The 11,668-nt window shown below is 62.3% G+C and carries 10 protein-coding genes and 1 pseudogene; 7 read left to right on the top strand and 4 right to left on the bottom strand.

Going from position 1 to position 11,668, the window contains the following annotated elements; all coding sequences use genetic code 11:
* Positions 1-46: 46 nt before the first annotated feature.
* Both ASE80_RS15570 and ASE80_RS15565 read left to right on the top strand, forming a co-directional pair.
* Complete coding sequence (locus tag ASE80_RS15570; protein ID WP_056859711.1) at positions 47-865, top strand: DUF4892 domain-containing protein; 819 nt, start codon at positions 47-49, stop codon at positions 863-865.
* A gap of 73 nt (positions 866-938) precedes the next feature.
* On the top strand, positions 939-2,000 hold the full coding sequence (locus ASE80_RS15565; protein ID WP_056859710.1) for an AI-2E family transporter: 1,062 nt from the start codon (positions 939-941) through the stop codon (positions 1,998-2,000).
* Here the strand turns inward: ASE80_RS15565 and ASE80_RS15560 are convergent.
* Both ASE80_RS15560 and ASE80_RS15555 read right to left on the bottom strand, forming a co-directional pair.
* Positions 1,997-3,031 (bottom strand): sensor histidine kinase, encoded by a 1,035-nt coding sequence (locus ASE80_RS15560; protein WP_056859709.1) that lies wholly within the window; start codon positions 3,029-3,031, stop codon positions 1,997-1,999. The two genes, ASE80_RS15565 and ASE80_RS15560, sit on opposite strands and share 4 nt — an antisense overlap.
* A complete protein-coding gene (locus ASE80_RS15555; RefSeq protein ID WP_056859738.1) occupies positions 3,031-3,795 on the bottom strand; it encodes a response regulator in 765 nt (254 codons plus the stop codon). The genes ASE80_RS15560 and ASE80_RS15555 overlap by 1 nt, the downstream gene beginning before the upstream one ends.
* Before the next feature lie 261 nt (positions 3,796-4,056).
* Here ASE80_RS15555 and pyrF point away from each other — a divergent pair, with 261 nt between their 5' ends.
* Positions 4,057-4,755: an orotidine-5'-phosphate decarboxylase gene (pyrF, locus tag ASE80_RS15550; RefSeq protein ID WP_056859708.1), complete on the top strand. Its 699-nt coding sequence runs from the start codon at positions 4,057-4,059 to the stop codon at positions 4,753-4,755.
* A 123-nt stretch (positions 4,756-4,878) separates the two neighbouring features.
* On the opposite strand, the gene ASE80_RS15545 is transcribed toward pyrF, so the two are convergent.
* A complete protein-coding gene (locus ASE80_RS15545) occupies positions 4,879-5,886 on the bottom strand; it encodes an NADP-dependent oxidoreductase (protein ID WP_056859707.1) in 1,008 nt (335 codons plus the stop codon).
* 228 nt (positions 5,887-6,114) lie between these two features.
* On the opposite strand from ASE80_RS15545, the gene ASE80_RS15540 reads away from it, so the two are divergent.
* The 4 genes and pseudogenes from ASE80_RS15540 to ASE80_RS31860 all read left to right on the top strand — a co-directional run bounded on the left by ASE80_RS15540 (position 6,115) and on the right by ASE80_RS31860 (position 10,573).
* Positions 6,115-6,876, top strand: a complete 762-nt coding sequence (locus ASE80_RS15540) for an SDR family oxidoreductase (protein WP_056859706.1) — start codon at positions 6,115-6,117, stop codon at positions 6,874-6,876.
* A gap of 203 nt (positions 6,877-7,079) precedes the next feature.
* Positions 7,080-8,492 (top strand): aminotransferase-like domain-containing protein, encoded by a 1,413-nt coding sequence (locus ASE80_RS15535; protein WP_056859705.1) that lies wholly within the window; start codon positions 7,080-7,082, stop codon positions 8,490-8,492.
* A gap of 113 nt (positions 8,493-8,605) precedes the next feature.
* Positions 8,606-9,715 (top strand): annotated as a pseudogene (locus tag ASE80_RS31865) (HAMP domain-containing protein); the annotation flags it as partial.
* On the top strand, positions 9,692-10,573 hold the full coding sequence (locus ASE80_RS31860) for a methyl-accepting chemotaxis protein (protein ID WP_413470078.1): 882 nt from the start codon (positions 9,692-9,694) through the stop codon (positions 10,571-10,573). The pseudogene ASE80_RS31865 and the gene ASE80_RS31860, both read left to right, overlap by 24 nt.
* A gap of 27 nt (positions 10,574-10,600) precedes the next feature.
* On the opposite strand, the gene ASE80_RS15525 is transcribed toward ASE80_RS31860, so the two are convergent.
* Positions 10,601-11,413, bottom strand: coding sequence for an alpha/beta fold hydrolase (locus ASE80_RS15525; protein ID WP_056859703.1), 813 nt, complete (start codon positions 11,411-11,413; stop codon positions 10,601-10,603).
* Positions 11,414-11,668 lie beyond the last annotated feature (255 nt).

The following is an 11,668-nucleotide window of genomic DNA, read 5'->3' as shown; positions in this document are numbered from 1 at the left end:
AACTCAACACTGCTGTGCACTTCGATGGCCAGGGCTCACTCATCCGATGAGCCTGCGTAAAGAATGTCTCCGTGCCCTTGGGCTGTGCTGTTTGAGCCCCCTGGTGTTCGCCGCCGATGTGCCAGGTAGCCGGGATCTGCCGGCCGTGGCCCGTCAGGTCGATGCGCAAATCGTCGATTACCGCCCCGCTGAAGAAAAAGAACGCATCTACCCCATGGGCGCGATCCGCAAGATCAGCGGCCAGCTGCGCTACGAAGGCCAGGCCACGGCCCGCGGCCAAACCACTGCCATCACCTATGAACTGCCCGCCGAGCACACGTCCAGCGCCGCCTTTACCGCGACGCGTGAAGCGTTGCAGGCAAACGGCGCGCAGCTGTTGTTCTGGTGCCAGGCGCGTGATTGCGGCGAAAGCAGCCTGTGGGCCAATGAAGTGTTCGGCAACGCCAAGCTGGTCGGCGCCGACGGCCAGCAGGAATACCTGCTGTTGCGCCTGGCCGCCCCCCAGGACCACTCGTTGGTGGCACTGTATGGCATTACGCGCGGCAACCGCCGTGCTTATCTGCATGTAGAACAACTGGACGCTGGCGCGCCATTGGGCGACTTGCTGCCCACCTCGGCAACCTTGCTGCGCGAGCTTAAAAGCACCGGCGAGCTGGACTTTCCGGCACTTGGCAGCGCGCCTGACGCCACCTGGCTGACCTTGATTTCCCGTGGCTTGAACCTCGACGCCACCTTGCGCGTGAGCCTCACCGGGCCGACCGCCGAAGCCTGGCGCCAGGGCCTGATCGACAGTGGCGTGCGGGCCGCCCGCCTGGAAACCGGCAGCGGTGACGCTAAGGGTTTGCACCTGCATCTGATACGCTGACCGTTATCAAGGCGAACGGACCCGCGCCGTTCGCCTAAGCTCTCTTCCTACAGCCTTATTCTCGAGATACCCGATGCTCAATAACGATCGCCTACTGGTGCAAATCCTGCTGCTGGTGTTGTTTGGTGCCAGCTTCTGGGTAATGGCGCCGTTCTGGTCGGCGCTGTTCTGGGGCGCGGTGCTGGCGTTTGCCAGCTGGCCGCTGATGCGTTTGCTCACGCGCTGGCTGGGTGGGCGCGAATCCCTGGCGGCGGGCATCCTCACGTTGGGCTGGATGTTGCTGGTGGCGGTGCCGCTGGTGTGGCTGGGGTTCAACCTGGCCGACCATGTGCGCGATGCGGTGGGCCTGATCAAGGATATCCAGGTTGACGGCTTGCCCGCCGCACCTGCCTGGCTGAACTCGATCCCCTTTGTTGGCGAGCGACTGGTGGCGACTTGGGACAGCATCGACCAACAGGGTGCGGCGCTGATGGTCAGCATCAAGCCGTACCTGGGGCAGGTGGGCAACTGGCTGTTGGCGCGCAGTGCGCAAATTGGCGGCGGTATTCTTGAGCTGACCCTGAGCCTGGTGTTCGTGTTCTTCTTTTACCGTGATGGGCCACGGCTGGCGATGTTTGCCCATCGGTTGCTGGAGCGCCTGATCGGCGAACGCGCCGGTTACTACATCGAACTGGTGGCCGGCACTGTGCAGCGGGTGGTCAACGGCGTGATTGGTACGGCGGCGGCCCAGGCCCTGCTGGCGCTGATCGGCTTCCTGATTGCCGGCGTGCCGGGCGCGCTGGTGTTGGGCATCGTCACCTTCCTGCTCAGCCTGATCCCCATGGGCCCACCGCTGGTGTGGATTCCCGCCACGGCCTGGCTGGCATGGAAGGGCGACTACACCTATGCGGTGTTCCTCGGTGTGTGGGGCACGTTCATCATCAGTGGCGTGGACAACGTGCTCAAGCCGTACCTGATCAGCCGAGGCGGCAACCTGCCGCTGGTGATCGTGCTGTTGGGCGTGTTTGGCGGCTTGATTGCCTTTGGCTTCATCGGCCTGTTTATCGGCCCGACCTTACTGGCGGTGGCCTACAGCCTGCTGACGGATTGGAGCGCAACCCAGTCCCAGGAACGTCGCGAAGATAAAGCGCTTTAGGCCCTCGGTAAGTACATCACGGCCGTCAGGCCACCGCCTGGGGTTTCCTCCAGGCTCAGGTGGCCGCCGAGGCGCTCCACGGCTTCCTTGGAAATGGTCATGCCCAGGCCAACGCCACCGGAGTTGCGGTTGCGTGAGCCTTCGAGGCGAAAGAACGGTTCGAACACCGCCTCGCGTTTATCGGCTGCGATCCCTGGCCCGTGGTCGATCACGCGGATCACCAGGGCGCCACGGCTGTCTGCCAGCTCAATACGCGCTGTGCCGGCATACCGCAGGGCGTTGTCGATCAGGTTGTTGAGGCACGAACGCAGTGCCATCGGTTGCACCTGCAAAGGCGCGCAAGTGCCGCAGAATTGCACGTCCGAGCCTTGGTCCTGGGCGTTTTCGCTGAGAGACTCGACCAGCGCCTGCACGTCGAGCCAGTGCCGGGTCTCGCTGGTGCGCTGTTCGTGCAGGTAGCTCAAGGTGGCGTCGAGCATGCCGATCATGTCGTCCAGGTCCTGGCGCATCTGGCCTTGCAGCTTGGTGTCTTCGATTTGCTCCAGGCGCAGCTTGAGGCGTGACAGCGGCGTGCGCAGGTCATGGGAGACGGCGCCGAGCATGCGCGCGCGCTGGCTGACTTGCTCGCGGATGCGCTTTTGCATCAGGTTGAAGGTCGATGCAGCCTGGCGTGCTTCCCGTGGCCCGGATTCGTTGAGCGGCGGGCTGTCGAGGTCAAGGCTCAAGCGTTCGGCGGCTGCACTCAGGCGCTGGATCGGCCGGCTCAGCAGTTTGGCGCCGTACCAGGCGGCGATGATCAGCGAGATAAACTGAAAGGTCAGCGGCACCACGGGGCCGCCGTACCAGGGCCGGTGATGGCGGGCCAATGGCTTCATCGTGCCGTCAGGCTGCTCGACGAAGGTTTCCTGGGGCGGCGGTGGTGGCGGGCCGTAGTGGCGGAACCAGAAAATGGCCAGTACATGAGCGAGCACAATGGCCACCAGCAATACGCCGAACAGCCTGCCAAACAGCGTATTGAAGGTGGCGCGCATCAACCGATATCCCGGGCGTCGAACAGGTAGCCTTCGCCGCGCACGGTCTTGATCAGTTGCGGGGCTTTCGGGTCATCCCCAAGCTTCTGGCGCAGGCGTGATACGAGCAGATCGATGCTGCGGTCAAAGGCTTCGATGGAGCGGCCACGGGCAGCATCGAGTAATTGTTCGCGGCTCAGCACACGGCGCGGGCGCTCGATGAACACCCACAGCAGGCGAAATTCCGCGTTGGACAGCGGCACCACCAGGCCATCGTCGGCCACCAATTGGCGCAGTACGCTATTGAGGCGCCAGTTGTCGAAGCGGATATTGGCGCGCTGCTCGGTGCGGTCATCGCGCACCCGGCGCAGGATGGTCTGGATTCGCGCCACCAGCTCGCGCGGCTCGAACGGCTTGGACATATAGTCATCGGCGCCCAGTTCCAGGCCGATGATGCGGTCGGTGGGTTCGCAGCGTGCGGTGAGCATCAAAATCGGGATGTCCGACTCAGTGCGCAACCAACGGCACAGTGACAGGCCGTCTTCGCCCGGCAGCATCAGGTCGAGTACTACTACGTCAAAGGTTTCGGCTTGCATGGCGGTGCGCATGGCCGTGCCATCGGTGACGCCGGTGGCGAGAATATTGAAGCGGGCCAGGTAGTCGATCAGCAGTTCGCGGATCGGCAGGTCGTCATCGACGATCAGCGCGCGGGTGTTCCAGCGCTTGTCTTCGGCAATCACCGCGCCTTTTTGCTCTTCGTTTACAGAGACGGTAGGGGTATGCATAGTGCGATCATCTGCCTGGGTTGTTGCATTGAGCATAGGCGCCCGGTTCCATGGCTGGAAGTGCCGGGCGAGCGGTCATGTGCGCGAGGCTAGCCGTGGGGCGTGTTGAGGGCATGTCGGGAATGTATCGGTCTTGACACAATGACTCGAAATCCCCGGTTATGCGCGCTTGATCAGTATTTTACCGATCATCGGATCCCGCAACGGCGCCGCTTGCGCTACAATCCGCGCCGATTTCGACTTGCCTGAGAGCCCATTCCAATGTCCGTCTGCCAGACTCCTATCATCGTCGCCCTGGATTACCCCACTCGTGACGCCGCACTGAAGCTGGCTGACCAGTTGGACCCCACGCTTTGCCGGGTCAAGGTCGGCAAGGAGCTGTTCACCAGCTGCGCCGCCGAAATCGTCGGCACCCTGCGTGACAAAGGCTTCGAAGTGTTCCTCGACCTGAAATTCCATGACATCCCCAACACCACGGCCATGGCGGTTAAAGCCGCCGCCGAAATGGGCGTGTGGATGGTCAACGTGCACTGCTCCGGCGGCCTGCGCATGATGAACGCGTGCCGCGAAGTGCTCGAACAGCGCAGCGGCCCCAAACCCTTGCTGATCGGTGTGACCGTGCTGACCAGCATGGAGCGCGAAGACCTGGCCGGCATCGGCCTGGACATCGAGCCGCAGGAGCAGGTCCTGCGCCTGGCGGCATTGGCGCAGAAGGCTGGCCTGGATGGCCTGGTCTGTTCGGCCCTGGAAGCCCAGGCGCTGAAGACCGCGCACCCGTCGCTGCAACTGGTGACCCCGGGGATTCGTCCGGCGGGCAGTGCCCAGGATGACCAGCGCCGTATCCTGACGCCGCGTCAGGCGCTGGATGCAGGCTCGGACTACCTGGTGATCGGTCGCCCGATCAGCCAGGCGGCGGATCCGGCCAAGGCATTGGCGGCAGTCGTCGCCGAAATCGCCTGATACCTGTGGGAGCTGGCTTGCCTGCGATGCGGGCAACTCGGTCTTTCAGCCATACCGAGTTGATGCTATCGCAGGCAAGCCAGCTCCCACATTGACAGTGCTCACACCAGGTTCTGCGGTGGGTCAGCTGACTTTAAGCACCAACTTCCCAAAGTTCTCGCCGTTGAACAGCTTCATCAACGTCTCCGGGAAGGTCTCCAGGCCCTCGACAATATCTTCCTTGCTCTTGAGCTTGCCCTGGGCCATCCAGCCGGCCATCTCCTGCCCGGCGGCGGCGAAGTTCGCCGCGTGGTCCATCACCACAAACCCTTCCATGCGTGCACGATTGACCAGCAGCGACAAATAGTTGGCCGGGCCTTTCACCGCTTCTTTATTGTTGTACTGGCTGATTGCGCCGCAGATCACCACCCGCGCCTTCAAGGCCAGGCGGCTGAGCACGGCGTCGAGAATGTCGCCGCCAACGTTATCAAAATACACATCCACGCCTTTGGGGCATTCGCGCTTGAGGGCGGCGGTGACGTCTTCGCTTTTGTAGTCGATGGCCGCGTCAAAGCCCAGTTCATCAATGAGGAATTTGCACTTGTCGGCGCCCCCGGCGATGCCCACCACGCGGCAGCCCTTAAGCTTGGCAATCTGCCCGGCAATGCTGCCCACCGCACCAGCGGCGCCGGAGATCACCACCGTTTCGCCGGCCTTGGGCGCGCCGGTGTCGAGCAGGGCGAAGTAGGCGGTCATGCCGGTCATGCCCAGCGCTGACAGGTAGCGCGGCAGCGGTGCCAGTGTTGGGTCAACCTTATAAAAGCCGCGCGGCTCGCCCAGGAAATAATCCTGCACGCCCAGCGCGCCGTTCACATAATCACCCACCGCGAATTTCGGGTTGTTCGAGGCAATCACCTTGCCCACGCCCAGCGCCCGCATCACTTCGCCGATGCCGACCGGTGGAATGTAGGATTTGCCCTCGTTCATCCAGCCACGCATGGCCGGGTCCAGGGACAGGTATTCATTGCGCACCAGCACTTGCCCATCTGCTGGCGTGCCCACCGGCACTTCCTGGTAGGTAAAGGTCTCCCGCGTGGCCGCACCGACCGGGCGTTTGGCGAGCAGGAATTGGCGGTTGGTCTGGGCAGTCATGGCAGGGACTCTTCAAAAAGTGAGCCTTGAGTGATAGACCTTCATCGGCTTGGGGGCAAGGTTAAGGGTGAGTGCGAATGCCCGCCGATAGGTCGGGCTGATAGTTGGCCCGTGCGTCTTATCACTGCCATTCATGCGACTCCAACCGGCCATATGATAGTGCTGACGCGCCCGCCATGCGCTTGGCTAGACTCGGCCCACGGCTATTTCTCGCATAGGACATCCTCCATGAGCATGACGTTTTCCGGCCAGGTCGCCCTGGTGACCGGCGCCGCCGCTGGTATCGGCCGCGCCACCGCGCTGGCATTTGCCGCAGAAGGCTTGAAAGTAGTGGTTGCCGACCTGGATGTGGCGGGCGGCGAGGGCACGGTTGCGTTGATTCAACAATCAGGCGGCGAAGCGCTGTTCGTGCGCTGCAATGTCACGCTGGACGCCGACGTACAGCAATTGATGGCACAGACCATCGCTGCCTATGGGCGCCTGGACTATGCCTTCAACAACGCCGGCATCGAGATCGAGAAGGGCAAGCTGGCCGACGGCAGCCTGGATGAGTTCGATGCAATCATGGGAGTCAACGTCAAGGGCGTATGGCTGTGCATGAAGTATCAACTGCCGCTGTTGCTGGCCCAGGGCGGCGGTGCGATCGTCAACACCGCCTCGGTCGCCGGGTTGGGCGCTGCGCCGAAGATGAGCATCTATGCGGCGTCCAAGCATGCCGTGATCGGCCTGACCAAATCGGCCGCGATCGAATATGCGAAGAAGAAAATCCGCGTGAATGCAGTGTGCCCGGCGGTGATCGACACCGACATGTTCCGCCGTGCCTACGAAGCAGATCCGCGCAAAGCCGAGTTCGCCGCCGCCATGCACCCGGTCGGGCGCATTGGCAAGGTCGAGGAAATCGCCAGTGCCGTGCTGTACCTGTGCAGCGATGGGGCGGCGTTTACCACAGGGCAAGCTTTGGCGGTGGATGGCGGCGCAACGGCTATCTAGGACGCAATGCCATGCACTCTTCGAAAAGGATGGGGGCGCTGTGGGGCGTTTCCATGGCTGGCACAAGGCCTCGTCAGAATGTGTATCAGAAGGTAAATAAGTCAATAAAATCAATACTTTAATAAAAGTTAGCGACCGGTTTTGGCAAGCTTCTGTGCTTAACTGTTTGGGGTTGAATAACAGACAGTTGAAGTGAGTGGCTCATGGATTTAGGGATCGATCGACAAGCCCTTGTACCGGTGGTGCAGCAAATCGTCAGCGCGGTGGCGCAATGGATACGCAAGAGCGGCGCGAGCCCCGGCACGCGCTTGCCGTCTATCCGGCAACTGGCCCTCGACAACCTGCTCAGCCAGTCCAGCGTGATAGAGGCTTTCGAGCGAATGGTTGCCCAGGGTTTACTGGCGTCCCGGCAAGGCTCGGGATTTGTGGTCGCCCAGCCACCTGTCTGCCTTGAAAGCCACTGGTATGAAGGTGCAGAGCTGGGCTGGGGCGCCTACGTCGATGGCCCGTTGGGCGAGTTGAAGCTCGGTTGCGGCTGGCTGCCGGACACCTGGCGTGAAAGCGATGACCTGTGCTACGCGATACGGGAAATCAGCCGCACCGACACGGCCGGCCTCTTTAACTACAGCACGCCACTGGGCCTGCCGGCATTGCGCGAGCAGCTGCTCAAGCGGCTGACCCAGATAAAGGTGGCTACCTGCCTGGATCGCATCCTGACCACCCATGGAGCCAGCCACGCACAGGACCTGTTGATACGCTCGCTGCTCAAGGCCGGCGATACGGTGGTGGTCGAGACGCCGGGCTACGCCAACCTCTATCGACAGTTGGAGCGCCATGGCGTCACGTTGCTGGAAGTTCCGCGCACCGTGGGCGGCCCGGACATGCCGGTGCTCGAGCAACTGCTGCTGCGCCATCGCCCCAAGTGCCTGTTCATCAACTGCCTGTACCACAACCCCACGGGCACCAGCTTGTGCCGCGCCGTGGCCGAGCGGTTGCTGGAGCTTTCGCAACGTGATGGCTTCCTGATCATTGAAGAGGATGTTTTCGGCGACCTGCAGCACGCCAGTTGCACGCGGTTGTCGGCCTTGCCCCATGATGACCGCGTGATCTACGTATCAAGCTTTTCCAAGACCCTTAGCAGTGCCCTGCGCGTGGGTTACGTCAGTGCCGGCACGGCGATCGTTGCGCGAATGGCCAGCCTCAAGACCCTGACCGGTATCGGCACGTCACGGTTTGCCGAAACAGTGGTCGCCACGCTGTTGGCCAATGGCACTTACCGCAAGTGGGTGCAACGCCTGCGCAAGCGTTTGAATGCGCAAATGGCAGCCACTCTGGAGGTGCTGGAGGATGAGGAATGGCAGGTGTTTGCCGTGCCTGCCGGTGGTATGTTCGTGTGGGCGCGGCCGGGCCTGGGCGATCATTCCCGGTTACAGGCGTGCGCGCGCAGGCTTGGCGTCTTGCTGTCGGGCGGGGCGCTGTTCACTCCCCGCGGCGAACACAGTGACTGGCTGCGCATTAATGTGGCCTATGCTGCTGATCAGCGGGCGTTGGCATTGTTCCGGGCCATGGGGCCTGCCAGATCGACCTCGACCATTCTGAAAACGACGAGCATGTAGCTTTTTGCCATTATTGTGACGCCAACGTCTTGTGCCAATGGCGTCTCGTTGCGAATCTCGCTGCATGGCAACCAGGCTTGCTGGCAGCTGCCCGTGCAGAGGATTCAAGTGCAATGATTTCGGCCGTGCAACGACGTTTCGCCAACCTCGGTATGGCAAAAAAACTGGGCTTGGGCTTCTCCCTGGTGCTGCTGCTGACGGCGCTGGTGGCGGCCATTGGCGTGTGGTCGCTGCAAACCGTTGCCCAGCGTTTCGAAGGCCTCAATGCGATGTCCTCGCTCAACAGCGGCTTGCTCAAGGTGCGCTTGATCGAGCAGGACTACGCGTTGCATGCCGACCCCAAAGCCGTCGATGCCTTGCATGAAAGCGTCGATGCCCTGGCTGCCCTGGCGGCCACGCTCAAGGCCCAGTCCGCCGCCAATGTGCCGGTGATGGGCGACGTTGAGCAGGCGTTGGCCGCGTATCGCCAGGCGTTCGACGAATTTGTCGAGTTGACCCAGACCAAGGACCTGGCGCTGGAGATGGCCAGTTGGTCGGTCTCCAGCGTGGCCAATAACCTCGATGTGCTGCAAGCCGGCCTGGCCGACGATGGCGCCTATGGCCTCAAGGAAAGCCAAGGCAAGGAGGGCGCCGAGTTTATCGAACAGGCCGGGCAGGTCGGCCAGGTGTCGCGGTTGATGCTGCAAGCCATGAACGAGGCGCGGGTGCGCCTAGACCAGAGCCGCAAGGCCGATGCAGACAACGCCGAGCAGGGCAAGATCGAACAGGCCGACCAGGCCCTGGCGCAGGTCGAGCAGTTGAAAACCGCGGTCAAGGACGCGGGTTACCAGACCGTGCTCAACGAGGTGTCCGGGCATATTGCCGCGTTCAGCGAAAAACTCGCTGAGTACACCGGTTTGCTGGCTCAGGAAAAAATCGTCTACAAGCAATTGCATGACCGCGCCGACCAGGTGGTCAGCCGGGTCAACCAGGCGTATGCCGCCGAAGACCAGTCAATGCAGGCGCAATTGAAGAAAAGCACGCTGCTGATCATCGGCTCTTCGGCGTTGGCGTTGTTGGTGGGGCTGATTGCCGCCTGGCTGATTACCCGCCTGATCGTGGCGCCGTTGCGCAGTGTGATTGCCGTGGCCCAGCAGATTGCCGCCGGAGACCTGAGCGGGCGCATGGAGGTCAGTCGCCGTGATGAGATCGGCCAGCTGATGCTAGCGATGCAACAGATGGGCACTGGCTTGAGCCAGATGGTCAGCGGCTTGCAGGCCGGCATCGAGCAATTGGCCAGCTCTGCACAATCACTCTCCAGCGTCACCGAACAAACCAATCTGGAGGTCAGCAGCCAGAAGGAGGAGACCGAACAGGTCGCCACGGCGATGAACCAGATGACCGCCACGGTGCATGACGTGGCGCGTAACGCCGAAGAAGCGGCGCAAGCGGCGCAGACCGCCGATGCCAAGGTCGACAGCGGCCAGCAGGTGGTGCGTCAGAGTCTGCAGCGCATTGAGTTGCTGGCGTCCTCCAGCACCAGTGCCAGCGCCAGTATCGACAGCCTCAGTGCCGAAATCCAGCACATCGGCACGGTGTTGGGGGTGATCAAAAGTGTCGCCGAGCAGACCAACCTGCTGGCCCTTAACGCCGCCATCGAGGCCGCCCGTGCCGGCGAGCAAGGCCGAGGGTTTGCAGTGGTGGCCGATGAGGTGAGGGCGCTGGCCAAGCGCACTCAGCAATCGACCGAGGAAATCGAACGGTTGGTGAGCACCTTGCGCAGTGCCGCGCAGTCGTCGGTGCAGCAGATTCAGCAAAGCGGCGAACTGGTGAAACTGGCCGTCAGCGATGCACTGGAAACCGAGAGCGCTCTGGGCAGCATCGCCGCTGCCGTGTCCCTGATCCAGCAGATGAACCAGCAGATTGCCGCCGCCGCCGAGGAGCAAAGCTCGGTGGCCGAAGAGATCAATCGCAGTGTCACCAGTATCCGCGCGAGTGCCGACCAATCGGCGCTGAGCATGCAAGGTAACGCCGCGTCGAGCATTCAGCTGGCGCAGTTGGGGGCTGAACTTAAGGGCATGGTGGGGCACTTCCGCCTTTGATCCATGAGCAAAGGCGGAACCGCGCGATCAGGCGTTGTTGGCGAGGAAGGTCAGCAGGGCTTCGTTGACGAAGTCCGGGTTTTCGCGGCTGGAGATATGCCCGGCGTCTGGAATCAGGGTCAGGCTGCAACCGATCAGCTCGGCCATTTCCCTGGATTCGGCGGGTGGGCGTGGTTTGTCCTGCTCACCGCACATGATCAGGGTGGTGTCGGTGTCCAGGCGGTGCAGTTGGTCGAGGATATCGGCGCGGCTGAAGATCTGACGGCCCAATGGCACGATGCTGTCCAGCAGGCGCTCCCTGGAGAAAGCCTGCAGCGACTGGCGGAAATCCTGGTACAGCGCCGACTCGCGGTCGATGCCTGGCCGAAAGAAGATCGGTGCGATCACATCCAGTAACGGCTCAGGGATGGCGCCGGCGTCCTCGATCATCTTGAACAGCGAGAAGTAATACTGGCGCGTGGCCTCGGGCTCGGCGCCGAGGTAGGTGTCCATCAGCACCAGGCTGTTGATGCGCTGCGGCGCCAGCAATGCCAGGCGCGCGCCCCACATGCCGCCGACCGACAGGCCCACCAGGTTGATCTGTGCGATGTCCAGTTGATCCAGCAGGGCCAGGGTCTGGCGTGCCAGGTCGTCGAGGGACTGGGTTTGGGCCGGCAGCGGGCCGGATTCACCATGGCCCCACAGCTCGGGGACGATCACGCGGTACTGTTGCGACAGGGCTTCGATTTGCGGCGCCCACATGTGGCGGTCCCACAGGTAGCTTGAGCCCAGCAGAACGACCGGGCCGGTGCCCTGGTCGACGTAGAGCAGCGGTTGTCCATCAATGACGGCGACAGGCATAGCAGGCCTCTGACTTCACGGAGTTAGGGGCACTTTTTTACGCTAGTCGAGGGCGGGGGGATAGGTGCAAAGTGATGGCACTTGGTGGTGGCGTGGCGTGGCGTGGTGGGTGGGTTGGGTTGGGTTGGGTGAATATCCGATATATAGGTAACGGCGGCTTAGGGTTCCGCCCTGACGGCGGGTCACTTTTGTAAAGACACAAAAGTAACCAAAAAGTCTTCGCCCCAACACTCGGTGCCTCGCTGTGGCTCGGCA

Origin of the sequence: Pseudomonas sp. Leaf15 (assembly GCF_001421425.1) — a bacterium.
GTDB classification, from domain to species: domain Bacteria; phylum Pseudomonadota; class Gammaproteobacteria; order Pseudomonadales; family Pseudomonadaceae; genus Aquipseudomonas; species Aquipseudomonas salomonii.
This window is presented reverse-complemented; position numbering and strand designations above follow the sequence as displayed.

Bases quoted from the DNA above. Each gene is read 5' to 3' on its own strand.
- ASE80_RS15560 (WP_056859709.1), bottom strand. From the start codon at position 3,031: ATGCGCGCCACCTTCAATACGCTGTTTGGCAGGCTGTTCGGCGTATTG.
- ASE80_RS15535 (WP_056859705.1), top strand. From the start codon at position 7,080: ATGGATTTAGGGATCGATCGACAAGCCCTTGTACCGGTGGTGCAGCAA.
- ASE80_RS15570 (WP_056859711.1), top strand. From the start codon at position 47: ATGAGCCTGCGTAAAGAATGTCTCCGTGCCCTTGGGCTGTGCTGTTTG.
- ASE80_RS15540 (WP_056859706.1), top strand. From the start codon at position 6,115: ATGAGCATGACGTTTTCCGGCCAGGTCGCCCTGGTGACCGGCGCCGCC.
- ASE80_RS15545 (WP_056859707.1), bottom strand. From the start codon at position 5,886: ATGACTGCCCAGACCAACCGCCAATTCCTGCTCGCCAAACGCCCGGTC.
- ASE80_RS15525 (WP_056859703.1), bottom strand. From the start codon at position 11,413: ATGCCTGTCGCCGTCATTGATGGACAACCGCTGCTCTACGTCGACCAG.
- ASE80_RS15555 (WP_056859738.1), bottom strand. From the start codon at position 3,795: ATGCATACCCCTACCGTCTCTGTAAACGAAGAGCAAAAAGGCGCGGTG.
- pyrF (WP_056859708.1), top strand. From the start codon at position 4,057: ATGTCCGTCTGCCAGACTCCTATCATCGTCGCCCTGGATTACCCCACT.
- ASE80_RS15565 (WP_056859710.1), top strand. From the start codon at position 939: ATGCTCAATAACGATCGCCTACTGGTGCAAATCCTGCTGCTGGTGTTG.
- ASE80_RS31860 (WP_413470078.1), top strand. From the start codon at position 9,692: ATGCTAGCGATGCAACAGATGGGCACTGGCTTGAGCCAGATGGTCAGC.